This is a genomic window from Fodinibius sp. Rm-B-1B1-1 (genome assembly GCF_038594945.1).
Lineage (GTDB): Bacteria > Bacteroidota > Rhodothermia > Balneolales > Balneolaceae > Fodinibius > Fodinibius alkaliphilus.
The window spans coordinates 420197-443165 of the sequence record NZ_JBCFYD010000002.1 but is presented as its reverse complement, the minus strand read 5'-3'; the positions used below and the strand labels follow the sequence as shown (position 1 = coordinate 443165).

Genomic DNA, 22969 nt, shown 5'->3' with positions numbered 1-22969 from the left:
TTCAATATTTCTTTGAAACTTATCCTAAATAAGCACGCAGTGCGGCGCTTCGGTTATGGTGACGAAGCTTGCGCAGTGCCTTCTCCTTAATCTGACGGACACGCTCACGAGTTAAATCAAAACGCTCACCAATTTCTTCAAGCGTTAGGGAGTGCTCGCGGCCAATGCCAAAATAGAGACGAATCACTTCTGCTTCTCGGTTAGTGAGCTTAGAAAGTGCACGCTCAATCTCAACCTTAAGCGATTCGCCCATTAAGTCAGTATCAGGATCGGGTGTCTCTTCGTTTTCGAGAACATCAAGCAAACGATTATCCTCACCCTGGGCAAAAGGCGCATCTACTGAAAGGTGTCGGCCAGAAATCTTAAGTGTGTCGGCAACCTCCGAAACAGTCATATCCAGACTTTCAGCCAGCTCGGCAGCAGAAGGTACACGTTCGTACTCCTGTTCAAGCTTGGAAAGTTCCTTCCCGATTTTGTTAAGAGCACCAACACGGTTCAGGGGCAGACGCACAATTCGACTCTGCTCAGCCAGTGCTTGCAAAATAGACTGACGAATCCACCAAACGGCGTACGAAATAAACTTAAAACCACGTGTTTCATCAAAACGTTTAGCCGCTTTAATCAAACCAAGGTTTCCTTCATTAATAAGATCGCCAAGCGACAGCCCCTGATTCTGATATTGCTTCGCTACAGAAACAACAAATCGAAGGTTAGCTTTGGTAAGATCCTCAAGGGCTTTTTGGCTTCCTTTTTGGATCTCTTTCGCAAGCCTTACCTCATCTTCGGGGGTAATAAGTTTCTCTTTGCCTATCTCTTGTAAGTAACGATCGAGTGATTCTGATTCTCGCGTAGAAATACCTGAACTTCTTGCCACGGGATATGATGGGTTAAATTAGGATTTACGTATGATCTGTGGAACAGCTATGATCACGTTGATTAATAAGAGGATCAAATTTCAATGGGATAATACAACGAGTGCCACCAACTTAATGTTGTTTGATTTTGATCTCTGTAATATAAGGGTTTCTAAAGTTAATTTCGAGCAGCTTTTCAGCCTTCAATCACCCTACTTTAACATAGAGGTGCCAGGAAATGTTTCATCGATGCCAAAGAAGTCAGCCACAGTGCTGGCTATATCACTAAAAGTGTTACGAGTCCCCATATTTTTCTGCTCAGCCTTATCAGAAGGACACAGTAAAATAGGCGTGAACTCGCGGCTGTGATCGGTGCTTTCCGAGGTAGGATCATTTCCATGATCCCCACAGATCATTAATATATCATCGTCTGCTAATTTGCTGACGATAGCTGGTACAGCCCTATCAAATTCTTGCAGAGATTCTGCAAAGCCTTGGGGATCAAGGCGATGACCGTACTTCTGATCGGTATCAATAAGATTAACAAACACAAAACTATCCTGTGCAGCCGACATTAGACTTAACAACTGAGAAATTCCCTCGGCATTACTTTTAGTCCGACGAAATTGGGTAAATCCCTGTTCAGCAAAAAGGTCTATAATTTTTCCGATGGAATACGTTTTTATTCCCTGTTCTTGCAGCCGGTTTATAACATTATCTTCGGGCGGCTCCATAGAAAAATCGTGACGCTGATCAGAAATCCGTTCAAAATGCCCCGGCTCTCCGGTAAACGGACGCGCAATTACACGCCCCACTCCGTGCTCATCCTGGAGCACATTTCTACGCGCAAACTCACACCATTCATAAAGTGTATCCACCGGAGTTACATCTACATGGGCTGCAATCTGGAACACGCTATCAGCCGAAGTGTATACAATTGGATATCCAGTTTCTAAATGTTCCTCTCCATAATCAGCAATTACCTCGGTACCTGAATAAGGTTTATTTACTAACACTTTTTCGACGCCTATACCCTCACAAAACTGATCGATCACTTCTTTAGGGAACCCATCCGGATACGTAGGAAATGGGCGATTAAGCTGAATACCCGCAATTTCCCAATGTCCCGTTGTAGAATCTTTGCCAGCTGAGTGCTCACGCATTTTACCATACGCACAAATAGGATCGGCTTCTACCGGCACTGAAGACAGCGGAATAATATTGCCTAACCCCATACGCTGTAAATTTGGCAATTTTACATCCGTTACTTCACAAACATGCCCCAATGTATTTTCCTGTTCATCCCCATAATCAGCTGCATCTTCTTGAGCACCAACACCTAAACCATCAATAACAATTACATAACAATTTCCCATAAATGTTATACAGCTTCGTTTTTATTTGATTTTAAGGCCTGTGACAGTGCAGATTTCGCATTCTTTACCACTTGATAGCTGTCATTATACCCATTGTCTAACCGTACAAAACCTACTTTAATACCTGTTTCAATGTGGATTCCGTTTGAAAGCTCAAAAGAGTTAGCAAACTTTTTCTTTACCGCACGGCTCCACTTTTTAACAGCCTCCTCATCTTTACTCTGAATCATAAATGAATACACATAATCTGAGTTGTATCCCAACACACCGTTAAAGCCAAACTGGCTTGGATTAAAAGCGGCAATTAGATCTTTCTGCATCTGGTCAAGCTGATCCATTCGTAACTTTGTACGTAGTTCTGGCAAATTCGAAAGCGTAATAAGACCAAACCAACTTTGGGAACTACTCCCATTTCGGTGAATACGCTGCAATTCTGTGTTTACGGTAATCTCCCAAAGCTCTGGGAGATAAGCTCCATATTTATTCGTAAAAATAGCTTCATCAACATCCAATTTTGGATTGTTCGACAGCATTTGCAAACCAGCTACACGTACTAAATTGATAAGCTTATGCTTTGTAGATTCTTTAAAGATGAGTGGGTTTTTATCATACACCAACACCACCCCCTGCCGACGATCTTTCATCATCAGCGGAATAGCCAACGTTGCCCCCTCGGAATGCAACTCTCTGGGTGATAATCGTTTGGGGTTATTATTAAAATGAATGGCAAATTCCGGCTCTCCACTCTCGGCCGCTTCATAAACCATGGAGCGTTCTTCCATCTTCATACCAATTGGCGGAGCATAATTTGCACCATCAGCATTCATTACATTGTGCCAATTCCCCATCCCTTGAGCAATAAACGAAGCCCCACCATCATATAAAAAGTCTTGAATCTTATTGAGAAGTCGTTGTACCATCTCACTGCGGTGACAACGCACTTGTAGCTCCGAAATCGACTGCTCATAATCAATCCATTCATCCTGCTGCTCATATAAATCGCTAATCTCCAAATACGTATTCAACACATTGCGCAACGCATTGATGTATGAATAGATGACATCACTTGTATTCTCGGTAAAAATGTGATCCCGCGATTCTAACACTGTTATCGCAACCGTTTCTCCATTATTTACAAACGGCAGTAACGTAATGTATTGAACCGGCACATCATTATAATAGTGATTCAATACCGAGGCAGGAATATCTTCACCAATCTCAACCGCCGCAGGCTCATCCAAATCTTTAAACTCATCCAAAAAATGATTTTGGAAACTGACACGATCCTTAAACATCACGTTATCAAATACCGATGATTGGGTCTCCATCACAAATTGTTCACGGGAACGGTTCACCCAGTACATATAAACCGTTTCCATCTCTGAGGCGCTCTGCAGCATAAAAATCAGATCATTCAGCACCTGTTTAAATTCGCGAAGCGCCTTTTCCTGCCGCTTTCGTCCCATGATTTCCGCGTTCGATCGCTCCTTTTCCCGTGCCGTTGCGTAATTTTCCATCCCTGTTATTTTATCTTTTTAGCCAATTTTTCTGCCTGTTGTATCATCTCTTCAATAGCCGTTAACCCGTTATCCCAGAAATCAGGCTGCGTGATATCCAATCCCAATTTGCCAACAATATTTTCCGGCCAGTCCGATCCACCGGCTCGCAGCATGTCAATATATTTATCCGAGAACCCGTTTTCGGACCGCGTATACTCCTGATACAATGCCAACACCAATAATTCACCAAAAGCGTAAGCATATACATAACCCGGCGTATGCAAAAAGTGCGGTATGTAGCTCCACCAAAGATTATATTCCTCAGTCAATGTCACCGAATCTCCATACACCGCTTCCTGCGTTTCACGCCATAAGGTAGAAAAATCTTCGGTTGTAAGTTCTCCTTTTTCACGACGATGTGTATGCATAGCGTGCTCAAAACGATTCATCGATACCTGACGAAATACCGTAGCAATGGAATCATCAATCTTACCAATTAGCAGCGCCAGCTTTTCTTTGGGATCGTCAAGCTTGCGCATCAATTTTTGGAAGACCAACATTTCGCCAAATACAGATGCCGTTTCTGCGGTCGTCAGTGGCGTATCAGCTTGGAGTGCACCTTGTTCTCGGGATAAATACTGATGAACCCCATGCCCCAATTCATGAGCTAACGTCTGCACATCACGCACCTTGCCATTAAAATTCATAAATACATAAGGATGCACCGACGGAACGGTACTGGCCGAATAGGCTCCACCGCGCTTGCCCGGCTTGAGCGCGGCATCAATCCAGTTATTATCAAAAAACTCCGAAGTGATTTCTCCCATTTGAGGATGAAAATCCGAGTAGGAATCAAGCACCATCTCTTTGGCTTCGGTCCACTGAATAGTCTCCTCACTTTCGAGAATAGGCGCATACCGATCGTAGTCAAATAGTTCGTCATAGCCCAGCAACTCCCGTTTCAAATCATAAAATCGGTGCACCAGACCATAATTATTCGTGACGGAATTAATTAACGTCTCAACCGTTTCATCGTCAATTTCATTAGCGAGGTTTCGCGAAGAAATCCAGCTGTCATAACCACGTAGCTTATCATCAGTATGTTTGTCGGCCAATAACGTATTAAAGATAAACGTTAGGGTACGACTGTGATCCTCGAACGTATCGGTAAGTGATTTATGCGCACGCTTTCGGAGATCACGATCGGGTTCATGGAGCTTGCTGAGTACCTGCTGTTGGGTCAACGATTCATCATCCAACTCAAAACGGGCTGCTCCCATTGTTTCATCAAAATAGCGGTTCCACGCACTGCGTCCTGTTACTTTCTTCGCAGACAACACTTGCTCTTCCTTTTCACTCAGAACGTAATCTTTGTATCGACGAGACGTTTCCAAATAATGCTGATAATGCTCAAGCGTATCGCTGTCGATCAGCTTTTGCGCTTTTTCATCATCAATATCCAGCCACTCAACATCAAAAAACACCAACATCTGGTGAATTTCGGATGACAGCTCGTTGGCCTCTTGCATCAACTTACCGTACTTGGGGTCGTTGGTATTTGTTGACCATATCAGGTGAGCATAAGAACCAATCTTGCCAATAGTTTCTAATATCTGCTCATACTCCTCGAGCGCCTGCTTCATCTGTTCTTCATCAAGATCGGCTACGTTCCCTTTGTAATCTGAAGCAAATGATCTTGCCTGCTCAATAATTTGTTCTTTATCGTTTTCAAGAGCGGGGTCATCAATAGAATTATACAGGTCAGAAAGATCCCACTGTACATTTTCTGCTCCTGTTTTTTCTTTCACACTTTCGTTCATAAATTTGCTGAAACCTACTTTAATAAATCATTGTTAGAGAACCTAATTCAGTAAAAAATGATCCAAAATTATATCTATTCGAAAATCGTAATTTAATATAACAATGATTAACTTTACGCTTGATTGTTTACGGTTGAAAGAAACCAAAAATAACAGTCAATTTTAACTCTTGCAGACGTTTATTTACTAATAATTTAAACCTACTCAATAAGACATATTTTGAAGTCGCTCGAAGCCGCATTCGGACCCAACTCCGCACTTGTTGAAGAACTTTTTAATCAGTACAAAGAAGATCCCTCTTCTGTTCCCAATCACTGGCGTCAATATTTTGATGATATTGAAGGTGTAGAACGAACAGAAGATTTGAAATCAAAGGCACAAGATACCGGCAATGGATCTGCCGTTGCCAAACAAGCTGCTGCCGCCAAGGCTAAAAAAGAATCGAAAACTAAACAGAAAGCTCCCAAGCAAAAAGATGATAGCGGAGCTGATATTCCATCCGGTGCTACGCTCGAAAAAATTAAAGGCGTATCCAGCAAGATTGTCCAGAATATGGATGAAAGCCTGGAGGTGCCTACAGCAACGTCGGTTCGATCGCTACCGATGAAGATGCTTATTGAAGATCGGGCTATCATCAACCGGCATCTAAAACAGCGAAACGAGCCTAAATCTTCATTTACACATTATATTGCGTGGGCTATTATCAAGGCACTTGAAGAGTATCCCAACATGAACAATTCGTTCATGTACAAGGATGGAGAGCCTTATAAAGTTATCCCTGAGCAAGTAAACCTGGGACTGGCTATTGATGTGCAGAATAAAGATGGCTCTCGTAACCTGTTGGTGCCCAATATTAAGGGCGTTGACAAGATGAATTTCAAGGAATTTCTCTATGCCTATTCTGAACTTATTGATAAGGCCCGCAATGGCAATCTCGAAATTTCTGATTTCCAGGGTACGACCCTTACGCTGACAAATCCTGGGATGATTGGTACCGTGCAATCAGTGCCCCGCCTCATGAAAACACAGGGAGCTATTATTGCAACGGGTGCTATTGATTATCCGGCAGAATACCAGTCGATGTCGCAAGAGGTACTTAATAAGCTGGGCATCAGTAAAGTGATGAATGTTACATCTACCTACGATCACCGTGTGATTCAGGGGGCAGAGTCTGGAGCATTTTTGAAGAAAGTACATAGCCTACTGAACGGTGAAGAGGATTTCTACAGCGATATTTTTGAAGATCTGGAAATCCCGTATGACCCTCTGCCCTTTGGCGCTGACACTTATGTCGGTCAGCTTGATGGCGGTGGTGCTACCCTTGAGCAAAATAAGCGCGCAATTAACGTAATGCGACTCATCAATATGTATCGCACGCGTGGACATGTTCTTGCTGATCTCGATCCTCTTAGCGACGAGCCAGGTCACAGTCCCGAACTTGATCTAAGTTATTACGATCTCACGCTTTGGGATCTGGATCGCGAATTTTACTGCGGTGGATTAGGCGGCAATGAAAAAGCTACACTTCGAGAAATTATTACGCTGCTCCGCGAAACCTATTGCGGCAAGCTGGGTGCTGAGTTTATGCACATCCTTGATCTGGAAGAACGCAAGTGGCTGCGCGAGCGTATGGAATCAACAACTAATACGCCCGAATTAGACAAGGATCAAAAAGAGGAAATTCTACATCGTTTAAATCAGGCGATGGCTTTTGAACAATTTCTTCATAAAAAATATATCGGCCATAAACGCTTCTCGCTTGAAGGCGCTGACACGCTGATTCCAATGATGAATCACATGCTTGAAAAGGCCGCTGAGGATGAAGTTGAAAAAATATTTATGGGTATGGCCCACCGGGGACGTTTAAATATCCTCGTTAATATTATGAATAAACCGTATCGCAAAGTGTTTGCCGATTTTGAGGGCAACCTGGATCCGGAAAGTATTCAAGGTTCCGGGGATGTAAAGTATCACCTGGGTTCTCATGGCACATTCAAATCACAAGACGGTAAAGAAGTTGAAATTGAATTGATGCCAAATCCCAGCCATCTTGAATCGGTAAATCCGGTTGTTGAGGGAGCAACACGTGCAACCCAAGATCACGATGGTGAGAATGCTGAAAAGAAAAATGTGCCACTTCTTATCCACGGTGATGCGGCCTTTTCTGGTCAGGGCGTCGTAGCTGAGACCTTGAATATGTCGCAGCTGGATGCCTACAAAACGGGCGGAACCATCCATCTGATTATTAATAATCAAATTGGATTTACGACCCTACCCGAAGATGGACGTTCAACCGAATATGCTTCTGATCTTGCAAAAGCTATTTTAGCGCCGATCTTCCACGTCAATGGTGACAATCCCGAAGAAGCCGTACATGCTATGCAGATGGCCTTCGAATATCGCCAGAAGTTTGGCAAGGATGTGGTTATTGATCTGATTGGTTTCCGCAAGCACGGCCACAATGAAGGCGACGAGCCAGCATTTACGCAGCCCGGCATGTATAAAGAGATCGAAAACCATCCGACAGTACGCGACATTTATACGGAAACTCTCTTGGGGCGCGGTGAATTTACGGAAGAAGAAATGCAGGAAATCTTCGATGAGTTTGATGAATTGCTACGCGAGGCTTTTGAGGATGCAAAGAATGCCTCTCCCCTTGAAGTTACCGAGGATATGATTGACCGTCATGAAATGACGCAAGAAGATTGGGATGAATTTCCTGATACGACGTATCCCGAGGATGAACTCAAAGATATTGCCGTTAAGCTCAACACCGTTCCTAAAGATTTTGATGCGAATCCCAAGTTGCTTCGTCAGCTTGCTAAACGCGCCGAAATTGTTGAAGAGAATGAGAAGAAAATTGACTGGGGCTTTGCCGAAGCGCTGGCTTTCGGATCACTTCTCAAAGACGGTACCACTGTTCGCCTAACAGGTCAGGATGCCGAGCGGGGTACGTTCTCGCATCGTCATGCTATCCTACATGGAACAGAAACCGATCAGCAATTTATTCCACTTAATAATCTCGGAGATGATCAAGCGCCCTTCTATCCGTACAACAGTTTGCTTAGTGAATTTGCTGCTGTTGGTTTTGAATTTGGATATAGTGCCGCAAAGCTCGATGCGCTGGTCATTTGGGAAGCACAGTTTGGCGACTTTGCGAATGGTGCCCAGGTGATGATGGACCAATACATTTCGGCCAGTGAGGCAAAATGGGGACAAAAATCATCGTTGGTAATGACTCTACCCCACGGCTATGAAGGTCAGGGGCCTGAACACTCTTCTGCACGACTGGAGCGTTATCTCCAACTCTGTGCCGAGGACAACATGCAAGTCGTCAACTTGACAACGCCGGCTCAATATTTCCATATCTTACGTAAACAAGCTAAGCAGGATGACAAAAAGCCTCTCATCATTATGTCTCCAAAAAGCCTGCTTCGTCATCCATTGGCAACATCTAAAACGGATGATTTAGCTAAGGGACAATATCAGCCATTTATTCCCGATCAGGAAGTGGAAGATAAAAGTAAAATTGATCGACTGGTGATCTGCTCAGGAAAGGTCTATTATGATCTCTACAAGCAGCGTCAGGATGAGGAAGTTGATAATGTTGCCATTGCACGTTTAGAGCAATATTACCCCTTCCCGAATAAAGACATCAGTGATATTTTGGATGAATACAGTCATGTAGATGATATCGTCTGGTGTCAGGAAGAACCACAAAATATGGGTGCGTGGACATTTGTCTCAACCCGTATTATGCAGCAGCTGAAAGACGGACAAAACTTGCGTTATGTCGGTCGTCAAGCTTCTGCCTCTCCCGCTGCCGGACAGAAGAAAGTCCATAAGGCTGAGCAAGAGAAATTAGTTAACGAGGCGTTAAATTAATTTCTAAGAAAAGTTAAAACGATTACCAAAAGGGGGCGTATTCCGATACGCCCCCTTTTTATTTTTAAAACTATCTCTGGTATCGTAGCTCCGTTGTGATGCTTTATTTGTTTTCGCGATGAACTATTCGATGAGTTTCCTGCCCAAAACCAATACCGTATTCGAATAAATACTACACAGTAGGATTATCCGATAACCCTCTACAAAAACAGCTTACTTCACTACTCTGGGGAATCGTAGATTTTGTTCTTTATATAATTGTAGGCTAACTCTTTGATACTATTTCAGAGCAATTAAACCAAAGTCCTTTTTAGAAAAGAGGGTTCCGGGGGATGACCCTCCTCAAATTAGAAACGAGTTTATCAAAGTCGGCAATAACGGTGCCCCTTCAGAAGGAGGTAAAACAAAAAACCCTGACAGCGTTCGGAACGCTACCAGGGTTAATTCTCTATAAATTTTTATAACTACCGCAGACCGTTTTTTACGCCTTTACAAATGCGGCTTACAGCATCGTGGCTGTGGAGACTTTCCATATGCGTACATCGAATCACAAAATCGTGGATACGTTCTTCGTCATTTAACTCTTCGTATAACAGGCGCGCAGCATCTTCCACAAATTTCTGGTAAGCCCCATTCATCTCGGCAAAAGCCTGCTCATCTTCACGCTTCACCATCACCTGCGTTTCAGTCATTAATGCCTCTTGGCAATGGCCCACTAAATCTTCAATAAAGATCTCCTCATTCAGCTCAACCGTCAAATTTGCGATACTTCGCTGGCTGTGAGGAATACTTGCTACTTCCCGAGTTTCGCGCGCATGCTCTGAAAGTTCGTATGAACAGGGACATGCACTGCTATATTCAAAATCCAAATGCATAAACTTGCGAAAGTGTCCCTCAGCATCCATCGTACCCTCGATAGAAACCGTATAATATTGATATCCTTCCAAACCCGATCGCAAACTTTCTTGCTTGATCGGGTAATTAAACGACAGCCGCAGATATGCCGTTTTCGTATCAAGCTCTTTGCGATATGTTTCAAGAACTTCTTCTAATTTATCTGGATGAAAGACATCATCTTCAAAATCATAAAAAGATCGCATAATGCGACTCATGTTGATGCCTTTTTTACCAGCCTCTAATCCTACATAGCCATCAACCGACGTTTCCAGCGTTAACAATTCGCCATTGGGCCGTGGATATTTAAGCGGGAGCTTAAATCCTGATATCCCAACCTGCTGAATAGGTACATCAGCGCCTTCAATCAATGACGCCGGACCATTTTGCAAATCGGGTAAACTGGCCTTATAGTCATCTGAAACTGTAAATGTTGGATCGTAATGTCGTTTCAATTCTGTCGTAATCATGCGTTAAAAAATACAGTTGTTAAATTACTTAATAGCGGGCATCTCTTTTTCTAAGAGATACGGACAATATTTGGCCGAATTTCGTTCAGTTTCTTGTAACTCAACCTCATACAAAAATCCTCGCTTATTCGTAGCTTCACGGATAGGATTTTCAAGCTCTTTAAAAAAAGCTTCAACTAAATTTTCCGTTGATGGCATAATCCCATCTAAAAAAGGAACATCTAAATTTAGGTTTTTATGATCACATTTCTCAACAATGCGCGACTCAACAATCTCCTTTAATTCTGATAAATCAATAACGTAGCCAGTATCTTCATCCTGTTTACCAGCAACGGTTACCTTTAAGATATAATTGTGTCCATGCCAATGTTCATGGTTGCACTTCCCAAATGTCTTTTTATTCCATTCATCAGACTTTTGGGGATTGTGCAACCGATGAGCTGCATTAAAATGTGATTTTCGAGTTACAAAGACCAAAGTTTGCCGTTTTTATCATTTTATATTGACCCTTAGTAACGATTCTAAAATTTACAGGGTTCCCGCTTTTAAAATATCAAATAAAGTTATCAGGTAGGGCGATTTTTATCAAATATAACTTTATTCATCGTGGGGAGCTATTTCGTAATTATTCTCCCTTTTGATAGCTAAGATCCAACGAATTTTGGTAATATTTATCCTTTAACCAAAATGCCACATTAACCAGTGCAATAAGTGCAGGAACTTCAATTAACGGTCCCACAACCCCGGCAAATGCTTGTCCGCTGTTGAGCCCAAATACTGCAATGGCAACAGCTATAGCTAACTCGAAATTATTGCCAGCCGCCGTAAACGAAATCGAAGCATTTTTATCATACTCTGCTCCCATCATTTTACTCACAGCAAAACCTATAAAAAACATAACCACAAAATAGATTAACAATGGTACAGCAATTCGGGCAACATCCAGTGGAATTTGAACGATAAGCTCTCCCTTGAGGCTAAACATAACAACAATAGTAAACAGTAACGCAATGAGTGTCATGGGTGAAATCGCCGGTAAAAACTTCTCCTCGTACCACTCCTTACTTTTTAGGCGTACCAATCCAAAACGACTCAACATACCGGCCAAAAAAGGAATGCCAAGATAGATGGCCACACTTTCGGCTACAGTATAAATCGAAATATCAACTATAGCTCCCTCGAAACCCAGCAACGGAGGTAATTTTGTAATAAATATCCACGCGTAAAAACTATAGGCAAATACCTGGAATACACTGTTAAGGGCAACTAACCCAGCTCCATACTCACTGCTTCCCTCGGCCAAATCATTCCACACCAGTACCATAGCAATACAGCGTGCTAACCCAATTAGGATAAGTCCCACCATATACTCGGGATAATCGTGCAGAAAAATAATAGCCAGGGCAAACATCAGCACCGGACCAATAATCCAGTTAAGCACCAGCGAAATACTGAGTACTTTGACGTCCTTAAAAACCTTAGGCAGTAGCTTGTAGTCTACTTTGGCCAACGGCGGATACATCATTAATATCAACCCTATGGCGATGGGAATATTGGTCGATCCGCTGCTGAAAGAATTGATGAATTCAGACGTGGATGGAATAAAAAAACCGATTGCTACTCCTATGGCCATGGCAACGAAAATCCACAGCGTTAGGTAGCGATCAAGGAAACTCATTTTTTTCGTTGGCGCAGGGGAATTACTCATTTGTAATTACTTTCTATATTTTTTTGAAGTTAGGTTTCTAAGATCCTATCCGAATACATTCGGGACAGGGTGACATATAATTTTAGACTTGCGAAATCATATAATACATTTCTGATGCTATTTGGCGACAACGCTCATCATAGGTATTGGTTTCTTGGGGCGTACCGTCTGATTCTTTGGGATCGATATACGGAATAGAAAATCGTCTTTCAGCTCCCCGTACCACCGGACAATTTTCGTCGGCATCCGAGCAGGTCATTATAGCAGCAAATCCTTTTTCGGGATTGTAGGAGTCATCGAATGTTTTGGAAAAACAGATTATCGGCTCAGATTCACCATTAAAATAAACTTCGTACTTTGGATTTTCTCCACCGGGATTTTCTACCTTAAAACCAGCTCGTTCAATTGCTGCTACGGCACGTGGATTAAAAGCTGTAACTTCGGTTCCTCCAGAATACGTTTCCACATTTTCTATTCCAAAGTGTTCAGCCATCGTGGCTGCCCAGATCTGGCACAGGTGACTGCGCCTGCTATTGTGGGTGCAAATGAAAATAAGTTTTGCATCATCTTTTTCTCTGATATAATCAGCTATTTGTTTTAGCTGGCCTTTTCGGTGTTCAGAGATTTCTGATGTTCCGCTCTCAATATTTTGGATGTATAACTTTAACTCTGAATTCATGTTATGCAAATATTAGACGTTCCCCAGCAGAACTACGGAACGAGAGTCATAATAGGAGTTAGAAGTTCCCTTTGGCAAACCTGTAGAATGCAACCCTTGGTGGTCCCCTGCTTTCTCGGAGACAAAAAGATTGATCTTAGCAACAACCTGATCCAGGCTTGCAAACCGGACCATCTTCTATCATTTCGATTTCCTGTTCGTCAACTTTGTCATTACCGCCGAGTTTTTGAGCAAACACGGTAATACTGTAAATACCCGTATCACCATTCTTAAACTCATCAATTTCCTCTTCTGATAAATATTTATTCAAAATATCATCAGGAATAGTGATAGTCTTTTCTTTTTGAATAGTGATGTTTTCAAACCCCACCTCTTTGATGTGGCGCAGATATTCATCTTTCTGAATTGCCCCAGCCACGCAACCGGCATACATCTCGGCGTCTTCCCGCAAAGCATCAGGCAAATCACCCACCAGTACAATATCAGAAATACTAAAGTGTGCTCCCGGTTTTAGCGTACGGTAAATTTCTGCAAAAACGTTGGGTTTATTCGGCACCAGGTTAAGTACACAATTACTTACAATAACATCTGCTACGTTATCCGAAACGGGCATGTCTTCAATATCCCCATACCGAAATTCAACATTATTAAACCCAAGCTTATCAGCGTTCTTACGAGCTTTAGCAATCATTGGCTCTGCAAAATCGATACCAATAACTTTCCCTTCATCTCCCGTTTCGTGTCGGGCTACGAAGCAGTCGTTGCCGGCTCCTGAGCCCAAATCAATAACGGTGTCCCCTTCCTTTATTTTTGCAAATTGCGTAGGCAAACCGCATCCGAGCCCCAAATCAGCATCAGCATTATATCCTTCCACCTCGCTATAATCGTCGGTCATAATGTTATAAACTTCTTGGGAGGCCTCTCCTGCCCCACAACACGAACTGGCGTTATAGTCAGATGATTGCTCACTAATTTGGCTGTACTTTTCTTTAACAGTTTGTTTTAATTCTTCAGCAGACTTTTTGGTATTACTCATATTAGCAACAGTTTTCTTGAGTTGCAGTTGTAAGATTCGTTAAAAGGGGTTTGAATAGCTTTTCCATTTCTGCGATACCCTCTTCATCCAGACAGTAGCACGTCCGCACGCCATCAATTTCACCTTTGATAATCCCCGCTTTTTTTAAGGCTTTCAAATGTTGTGAAACCGTCGATTGAGCCAATGGCAGTTCCTGTGTGATATCACCACAAATACAGGTCTCACGTTCGGCGAGCAATTCGATAATTGCAATACGTGCAGGATGTCCAAGTGCTTTCATCAACTCGGCAGCCCGCTTTTGAGAAATGTTGAAAAGTTTTGCTTTTGTAATTGCCATATCCCCTTTATCGGTTATCGTAAATTTACGATTAAAGGTATCCTTTATGGGTTCTTTTGTCAAGAATATTATCCATTAAAAATAAAGAAGGAAGGCCCGAATCAACGGACCTCCCCTGTGATCAGCACACCTCACATATAGGATGTGAGAGATTCTTAAGTGTTAGAATGAATATTTAAAGCCAACGCTATAGGTTCTTGCAGGACTATAAGCCTCATATATTTTATCTGCAGTATTATATCCGTCATAAAACTCTTCTCTTCGATCATTCAGAATGTTAGAGATATTTAAGCTAAATGAATACTGACTTTCTTGACCAAAAGATTTATTCAGATTGAAACTGAGGTTATGAAATGGTTCTGAATAGACATCAGGGTATGTCCCTCCCCCCACTAATACTAAGGTTTCACCTTTTAGATTATAGAATAATCCTGCATCCATATTTATATTAGCATTATCATAAGTGATACCTGCATTGATAATGTAGGGAGCCTGACCAGCCATTTGACGCTGGTCATCAATATCTTGTCCTTCTTTTTCCCTGTTCTTACGGGCATTGTATTCCTCATCGGTCATATCAATTAAAGATTTCACGGCCGTTATGTTCGTGCTAAACCCAAAATTAGTTAAGGATTCTGATAAGAAGTTAAATGACTTCCGAAACTCAAATTCAGCTCCATATACTTTCCCATTACCAACATTCCGTGGTTGAAACTCACTGGATGTTGCAGAAGCTCGAAGTCTGACAAGTTCAATAGGATCATCAAATATTTTATAGAATCCACTTACCGATATCAGCTGATTACCGTTTAAAAATGATTCAAAGCGAAAGTCAAAATTATTGATCCGAGTTTCATGCAAATTGCCATCCCAGCTTCCTATGGGATATAAGCCGCCATTAAAGATCCGATTTGATATAGGATCCAAAATCTGAGCAAAAGACATTTCCTTAAAGGAAGGGCGTGCAATGGTTTTTGAATACGAGAGCCTCACATTCATACGATCTGTGACGTTATAAATCACATTTGCAGAAGGAAAAAAATCAAGTGCATCAAGTACTTTTTCATCGTCAAAATTAATGCCTGCTTCCGTACTACCCTGCGCATATGAAATATCCCGACCGGTGTGACGTAACACATATTTTTCGACCCTCAGACCAATGTTTGTTTTAACATTGGGAATCAAACTAAACTCATTAGACAAGTAAACGGCCGTATTAGAAGAATTGGAATTGTAGGCATTTGGATTGGGATCCGGATTTCCTGATTGATAATATATCGTGCCGCCATTTCCATTACCATATATATGATCATCTATCAGTATCTCTGAAGGATCACCCTGCCAGTCAAACTGATTGCCAAAGAAAGAAGCCGTATATGATAAAATCTCATAATCACGCTCTTTATATACGTGACTTCCTCCAAACTTTACTGTGGCAGGATTCCCAAACAATTCATAATCCCCTGAAATATTAACGCGACCTACCATATTAACCTCATCCATGTAGCGCCAGGTTCTACTTGGGAATCCTCCGGCTCCAGCATTAAACGTATAGTCGCCATTAGGTCTTATAGTATAAGTGGTTTTTCTCAGATCAGGATCATCCATCGATGAGAAGGTTGGAGAAAGCCTCCAATCAATCTCCCAATTGGTTTTATTAAAATAATGAGTTCCATTCAACAAAAAGTTTGTAATGCTGCGCTCACTATATTCCAAATTATAAGAGTCTCCAATATAACCTGATTGTCCCGGTGCACTTTCACTATTATCTACTAAGAAATTGGCCGATTTGCTTTCACCGTTCTGCAAATGCATACCTGTTAGCTTAAATTTTGATTGGCCAGTTTTAAATGCCAATCCGGCTAATCCTCCGAAAAACACGTCGTTTTCTGCCACCGTACCATTCTGAGTAGTTGATCGAACTAAATCATAGTTTTCCTCATCCAACGCATTTTGCCACTCCCCGTATTGAAAATTGTTATAATATTTTGTTTTGTTACTATATTTTCCTGACAAAATGTATCCGAGGGTGTTACCTTGTCCTACCGCATATTGATCTCCCAAGCTAAGTCCAAGACTGTAATCCATATTATTTCTTTTCTGTTTGGAACCAAGCGTTGGATTAAAGCTATTTACGAATTCATAGACGTTGCTATCAGATGCACCACTAAGAGGTGAGGGAATACTCTCTCCTTTTGCCTCATTAGGTAAATCCCGAGTCCCATTATCAAAGCCAAGAAAATCAGTATCACTACCCTCATAAGTTAAATAATTGCTATTGAAGTGCATCTCAGGGTTGTAAGTAAAACTGGTAGAAATATCTAAAATAGGACGTTCCGGAAAATCAATCGTTTCAATATCCACAATTCCCCCAGTGAAATCCGCAGGCAATTCTGCAGATGCTGTTTTGTTTATAACCATATTTTCAATCAGGTTAGATGGAAAAATATCAACCTGTAAACTATTACGGTTTGGATCTAAACTGGGAATCTCAACTGAATTCAGCATGGTATTAGTATATCGGTCTCCCAAACCACGAACGTATACATATTTACCACCTTCTACCGATACCCCTGTTACTTTTTTAAGAGCTTGCGCTGCATCAGAAACCCCTATTTTATTGAATTTCTCCGAAGATATTCCATCTAACATTTGGGGAGATGTTCTCTTCATTGTCAGCATGGCTGCTTCAGAATTCCTTACCGCTCCTGCTGTCACAACAACTTCTTCCATTTCGGTCGTAGCTGATGAAAGCCCGATGTCATTCAATACCGTAATCTCTCCGGCCTTTACCTCTATACCTTCAATTGTTTTGTTTTGATAAGAGACATAGGAAAGACGAAGGTTGTATGTGCCTTCGGGTACTTCCAAGCTAAATGCGCCATCAACATCGGTACTTGCGCCATCCGATGTACCAAGAATCAAAACGTTTACTCCAATAAGCGGTTCTCCGCTTGAGGCATCAATGACCTTACCTCTAATGGTGCCTTCCTGACTTTGACCATAAACTAATTGGCCAAAACCAACAAATAGAATTAAAAAAATGTATTTAGCGAATTTCATAAGATGACTGATCACAATTATTTAACTATTACAAAAGATGTGCTGTTTATAAATAATGACTTGCCCTCAATTGTGAGGGCAAGTCAAATCGAAATGTATTGCTGCTAATTAAAGTCCAACATTTGACAAAGCACCTGCCTGGCTGGCCCATGTCCAATCGAAGACAGACGTATCAGCTCCTGTACCGCTTTGGGCATCAGCCACTTCTTCAACTTCACCGTCATCCACTAAAGACTGTGGGAAGTAGTCAGCGAGTGCCGTACCAGATGGCAGAACAGCATCAATGGATGTCACTGCATAGCCATTTGAGTTACTGGCATAGTCTGCATAATCGCTTGAGAACATGTTGTCAGCATTTCCATTGTCATCAGTAGCTAAGCCAAAGAACACAACATTACTCACATTGACGTTGGTGTTGGCATCAACATCAATTAGTTCAGAACCATTAGTTTCTACGTAAGAAGATACGTTTTGAATGGTATGAGCATTACCACTTACCGTAGCACTTGATCCTTCAGGACCATCAAGCTCCATAGTAGAACCATCTGGGCTCATCGTAACAACATTATCTACTGTTCCTTGCCAGTCTTGGTCGGTATCAAGAGCATCGTCTCCATTATTCCAAACCAACACATTGGTTACATTTACCGTACCACCAAACCATTCGACGCCGTCATCTTGGTTAGCAACAACCTCGATATTCTCAATTGTTGTACCATTACCTACACCACCGAGCGACAAACCGTTTATTTCGTTTCCTTGTCCAATATTTGTCCCACCGTGACGAATAGTAACATATGTGAGTGATCCTGAGCTATCACTTGGATCATTACCACCGTATAGAGCAAGCGTCTCAGAAGTTGGGATACCTTCAATCTGGGCTTCTGTTTGATCATTCCCATCATCATCACTGTATGAAATTGGAGCATTTCCAAGCACAATTACACCACCCCAGAGACCACTCTGTGTTTCGTCCAAGTTCGGGCTTCCAAAGTTCCCGTTATCAATGTCTTCAGGTGTAATTTCGTCTGCTACAGACGTAAAGATAATAGGAGCCTGTGCAGTACCATTAGCGTTTAATGTTGCATCTCGGGCAACAAGAAGTGTAGTAGCATTAGAACCACTTCCAGCTTCTCCTTTTACTACTGCTCCACCTTCGATGGTAAGCGTAACATTTGGTTCAACAATAATTCGACCTCCAAGGACATACGTTTTGCCATCTTCCCAAGTAGTATCTTCAGTAATGTTTTCAGTAATCACGAATTCTTTCTGCTCTTCACCGACATTTATAACAGCCGTTGCCTCAGCAGTCAATCCATCTGTATCAGTTACTGTCAGTTCGATAGAACCAGCGCCAGCAGTATTACCAGTATAATTTACCACTATATCACCACTTGTAGCACCAGCTTCAGGTTCTGAAGAGATAGAAGCTTCTCCATTCGAAGAAGATATACTGGCGGACTCATATCCAGCATCTACAGAAACACTGAATGTCACGTCAACAGATTTACCTACAAGTACACTTTGAGTTTCAGGAGCAGTTGCACTTGGCGGATTCGGATCATTTTCATTATCATCACATGAAATAAATAGAGCCAACACCAATAAAAGGCTAGCTGTATGTTTTAGTATCTTCATAACTTATCTTTATATGATTATATTTGGTTTGCGGATTTGTTTGAGGTGAAGAATTTATAACACTGAAATTAGCATTACTTAAAATCAGTATTACCATACTATTACCTTCTGCATAGTGGTATATAGAAGACCTACCATCTTGATGGTATTAAGAGATTTCTTGGTAATATGATGGGACAATTTCATTCTTAAATATGCTGATTTTAATTGAAGCAGTATCTTCAACTCGATAGATCAATAATAGCATACTAAGATTGCATAACTGTTATGCCACAGTTATACCTCTGTTATTCTAATTTTAAGAGAATGTTAACAAGTACGTTTAGAGTAAATAAAGATAGGTTTTACTCTCCCTCTTGTTATTCAATGTGCTATCTAAATAACAATAGAAAGTACTTTTAATTTGAGTCTGATGAAGTGTTTTCTTCTCCGGATTGCTCGATCTCTTCCTTAAATTTTTTATCGTTTGTGCCATTTGATTTGTCAGACACTACTTCATTACTGAAGATCCCCTCCGGATATTTCCCCTCGGGATGATCGCCAAGCAGTTCTTTCAGATCATTATGATCAAGCACTTCCTTATCCAACAGTGTTTTAGCCATCTTTTCAAGCTTGTCTTTATGCTTGTTAATCAATGCTTTGGTACGCTCGTAATTCTGGCGGATAATTTCCCGAACCGCAGCATCAATTTGTTGAGCGGTTTGTTCAGAATACTTTTTATTAAACCCATAACTATTTTCGGGATTTTGAGAGTCCTTAAGAGATAGATAGCCCAACTCTTCACTCATCCCATATTCTGCCACCATGGCAAATGCCATATTCGTTATGCGCTCCAGATCATTTTGCGCTCCCGTAGAAATACGGCCAAATATGATTTCTTCAGCAATTCGTCCGCCCAACAATGCACAAATTTTATCATTGAGTTCTTCGGTTGTCATTAAGAAGCGATCTTCAAGAGGCGTTTGCAGGGTATATCCCAAAGCAGCCAAACCGCGAGGGACGATGCTTACTTTCAGTACCGGATCGGTATGCTCAAGGTACCAACCAACAATAGCATGACCCGATTCGTGATAAGCCACAATTTCTCGCTCTTTAGGACTAATCAGCTTGTTTTTCTTTTCAAGCCCGGCAATAACGCGCTCGATGGAATCCTGGAAGTCTTCCATCTCAACGGCATCTTTTCCACGCCGTGCTGCCATCAGTGCTGCTTCATTACAGAGGTTAGCAAGCTCAGCTCCGGCAAATCCAGGGGTTTGAGAAGCAAGAAGCTTTAAATCAATGTCATCAGAGAGCTTAAGGTTTCGCGTATGCACTTTGAGCACTTCAACACGTCCTCTTAAATCTGGCTTATCAATGAGAATCTGTCGGTCAAACCTTCCCGGACGCAATAGAGCAGAATCCAATACATCAGGCCGGTTGGTAGCAGCCATAATGATTACCCCTTTATCGGTATTAAAACCATCCATTTCGCTGAGTAACTGATTTAGTGTATTCTCCCGCTCATCGTTTGATCCCATCTGCATGCCTTTACCGCGACTACGACCTATGGCATCAATTTCATCAATAAAAATGATACAAGGTGCTTTTTCTTTGGCTTGCTTAAAAAGATCACGAACTCGAGCAGCTCCTACCCCTACAAACATTTCCACAAAATCAGAACCGCTAAGGCTAAAGAAAGGTACATCAGCTTCACCCGCTGTCGCTTTCGCCAATAATGTTTTACCAGTTCCCGGAGGCCCCACAAGTAATACGCCCTTGGGTAGGGTACCGCCAAGCCTGGTAAACTTTTGGGGATTACGGAGAAACTCTACAACCTCCTCCACTTCTGCTTTGGCTTCTTCCAGTCCGGCAACATCTTTAAAAGAAATCTGGTTTTCAGCTTGTTTATCGTATAGTGAAGCTTTGTTTTTACCAATACTTAATACCTGCTGGCCCGGATTCATTCTACGAAATATGTAAATCCAAAAAATAATTGCCAATCCTATGGGTATCAGCCAGATAAGAATTCCACTAAACCAATCCTCTTCAATTTGCACATCATAAGCGACATCATATTCATCCAAGATAGGACGAATTTCATCCCCTTCAAGCCTGGTTGTAGTAAAACGATTACCTTGTGGAGATGATGAGAGTGCCCACTGATTTTCTTCTTCCTTTGGAGGGCTAATTATCCCATCCTTTATAGCCTTATCGGTGTATGCTCCGCTTATATGTAGACCGTTTTTGATCGTAATTTCCTCGACATAACCTTTTTCTACATATTCAAGAAAAGTGCTGTATTTTATTTTATTTCCTGCATCAGGATTCATGAAATAAAATTGAATACCAAGCAATACCAATAAAAGTATTACATAAATCCAAATAGGAAACTTGGGAGAACTGTCATTCCCTTTCAACGGAGATTTTGAGTGGCCTTTCTCAGGCTGTTGTTTCTTTTCAGGCATATCGAAATACGGATTTACTATTCAATCAAATAGATAAATATACGGCAAATATTGATTCGGTGCGTACTCTTGTATTTATATTAGAATAATCTGTGATTGGTATTATATAAAATAAAAAAGCCGACCTTAAAACGGTCGGCTTTTAAAATTATTGGATGCGGGATGGTATTAATTCTCTTCTTCAGGCTCATCAAACAGAATCATATCTCCTTCTGCCTGTTGCATCTTAACCCCTTCTTCTTGCTCAGTAATCTTACCAATTACAGCAAAGTCAGAAAATTCATCCGTCAGTTTTTCGACATCTTTTTCTGGTAGGGTAAACATAAGTTCAAAATCTTCTCCACCATATAGCGCATACTTGTCGACATCTTCCTTCATCTCGTCGGCAACATGCCGTGTCTTTAAAGAAATTGGAATAGTCGCTCCATAGATATGTGCACCAACTTCTGAAGCATCTGCCAGATGTTTGAGTTCTGATACTAATCCCTGAGTAATATCAATCATTGAAGAGGGGACAATATTTAATTCATCTATTTTTTCAATAAAATCCTTTCGTCCAATCGGAACCAATTGCCGCTTTACCACATATTCATAGTCATCCAATTCAGGTTGAAATGCCTGCTCAGCCCCCTGCTCCTCCCAATATTCTTTCTCACGCATCAGAATACGGAGACCTGCAATAGCCCCTCCAAGGTCGCCTGTAACACAAATAGCATCATCTTTATGAGCCCCCTTGCGATAGGCAATTTTTTCTTGGGATACCTTACCATAACAGCTAATACTGGCACTTAAAATTTGATGAGAAGCCGTTAAATCTCCCCCTACAATTTCAAATTCAAAATCTTCTGATGCCCTACCAATACCCCGATATATTTCTTTCAACATATCTACAGATATTTTATTAGGCACGGCAAAGTTTACCAATACTACATCAGGCGTGCCATTCATTGCATAAATGTCACTTACTGCAGCAACAGCAATTTTATAACCTAAATGATGAAGTGGAACATAGGTGAGATCAAAATCAACGCCCTCCATAAAAGTTTCAGAGCTCAGCAGCTGATAATTTTCTCCATTATCTAACACTGCAGTATCATCACCGTATGACTGTGTAACGCAATCCTTTTTAAAGGTTGCATGCTCCATCAGTTCATCAATAAGTTCAGTACGTCCTATCGATTGTATTGTGCGAAATGAGTCTTTGTCCATAATATATCAAAAAATAAAAAAGGCAGGTACACAAACGTGTACATGCCTTTTCTGGTA

Annotated in this window: 15 protein-coding genes; 1 reads left to right on the top strand and 14 read right to left on the bottom strand. The window is 41.5% G+C overall.

From position 1 onward, the window contains the following. Window positions 1–19: 19 nt before the first annotated feature. From AAFH98_RS09215 to AAFH98_RS09200, 4 genes are all read right to left on the bottom strand, one after another. Window positions 20–874 (bottom strand): sigma-70 family RNA polymerase sigma factor, encoded by an 855-nt coding sequence (locus tag AAFH98_RS09215; protein WP_095607284.1) that lies wholly within the window; start codon window positions 872–874, stop codon window positions 20–22. A 192-nt stretch (window positions 875–1066) separates the two neighbouring features. Continuing rightward, complete coding sequence (locus AAFH98_RS09210; RefSeq protein WP_342522410.1) at window positions 1067–2230, bottom strand: phosphopentomutase; 1164 nt, start codon at window positions 2228–2230, stop codon at window positions 1067–1069. A gap of 5 nt (window positions 2231–2235) precedes the next feature. Next, window positions 2236–3747, bottom strand: coding sequence for a GAF domain-containing protein (locus AAFH98_RS09205; protein WP_342522409.1), 1512 nt, complete (start codon window positions 3745–3747; stop codon window positions 2236–2238). A 5-nt stretch (window positions 3748–3752) separates the two neighbouring features. Further along, window positions 3753–5549, bottom strand: coding sequence for a M3 family oligoendopeptidase (locus AAFH98_RS09200; protein ID WP_342522408.1), 1797 nt, complete (start codon window positions 5547–5549; stop codon window positions 3753–3755). 219 nt (window positions 5550–5768) lie between these two features. Here AAFH98_RS09200 and AAFH98_RS09195 point away from each other — a divergent pair, with 219 nt between their 5' ends. Continuing rightward, on the top strand, window positions 5769–9434 hold the full coding sequence (locus AAFH98_RS09195) for a multifunctional oxoglutarate decarboxylase/oxoglutarate dehydrogenase thiamine pyrophosphate-binding subunit/dihydrolipoyllysine-residue succinyltransferase subunit (protein WP_342522407.1): 3666 nt from the start codon (window positions 5769–5771) through the stop codon (window positions 9432–9434). Between the two features lie 464 nt (window positions 9435–9898). Here AAFH98_RS09195 and folE2 read toward each other — a convergent pair whose 3' ends face one another. The 10 genes from folE2 to thiL form a co-directional block, all read right to left on the bottom strand. Continuing rightward, a complete protein-coding gene (folE2, locus tag AAFH98_RS09190) occupies window positions 9899–10798 on the bottom strand; it encodes a GTP cyclohydrolase FolE2 (RefSeq protein WP_342522406.1) in 900 nt (299 codons plus the stop codon). Window positions 10799–10822: 24 nt separating this feature from the next. Further along, entirely contained in the window at window positions 10823–11275 is a 453-nt protein-coding gene (locus AAFH98_RS09185) for a 6-pyruvoyl trahydropterin synthase family protein (protein WP_342522405.1), read from the bottom strand. 148 nt (window positions 11276–11423) lie between these two features. Further along, complete coding sequence (gene arsB, locus AAFH98_RS09180; RefSeq protein WP_342522404.1) at window positions 11424–12506, bottom strand: ACR3 family arsenite efflux transporter; 1083 nt, start codon at window positions 12504–12506, stop codon at window positions 11424–11426. 82 nt (window positions 12507–12588) lie between these two features. Next, window positions 12589–13185 carry a low molecular weight phosphatase family protein gene (locus AAFH98_RS09175; RefSeq protein WP_342522403.1) on the bottom strand — a complete coding sequence of 199 codons (597 nt, stop codon included), beginning with the start codon at window positions 13183–13185 and terminating at the stop codon, window positions 12589–12591. 136 nt (window positions 13186–13321) lie between these two features. Beyond that, the gene (locus AAFH98_RS09170) at window positions 13322–14221 is read right to left on the bottom strand and encodes an arsenite methyltransferase (protein ID WP_342522402.1); all 900 of its coding nucleotides are present in this window, start codon (window positions 14219–14221) and stop codon (window positions 13322–13324) included. A gap of 1 nt (window position 14222) precedes the next feature. Next, on the bottom strand, window positions 14223–14558 hold the full coding sequence (locus tag AAFH98_RS09165; RefSeq protein ID WP_342522401.1) for an ArsR/SmtB family transcription factor: 336 nt from the start codon (window positions 14556–14558) through the stop codon (window positions 14223–14225). 162 nt (window positions 14559–14720) lie between these two features. Then, window positions 14721–17621 carry a TonB-dependent receptor gene (locus AAFH98_RS09160; RefSeq protein WP_342522400.1) on the bottom strand — a complete coding sequence of 967 codons (2901 nt, stop codon included), beginning with the start codon at window positions 17619–17621 and terminating at the stop codon, window positions 14721–14723. Between the two features lie 108 nt (window positions 17622–17729). Then, window positions 17730–19259, bottom strand: coding sequence for an autotransporter outer membrane beta-barrel domain-containing protein (locus AAFH98_RS09155; protein ID WP_342522399.1), 1530 nt, complete (start codon window positions 19257–19259; stop codon window positions 17730–17732). Window positions 19260–19657: 398 nt separating this feature from the next. Further along, window positions 19658–21703: an ATP-dependent zinc metalloprotease FtsH gene (ftsH, locus tag AAFH98_RS09150; RefSeq protein WP_342522398.1), complete on the bottom strand. Its 2046-nt coding sequence runs from the start codon at window positions 21701–21703 to the stop codon at window positions 19658–19660. Window positions 21704–21871: 168 nt separating this feature from the next. Next, window positions 21872–22912, bottom strand: a complete 1041-nt coding sequence (gene thiL / locus AAFH98_RS09145) for a thiamine-phosphate kinase (protein WP_342522397.1) — start codon at window positions 22910–22912, stop codon at window positions 21872–21874. Window positions 22913–22969 lie beyond the last annotated feature (57 nt).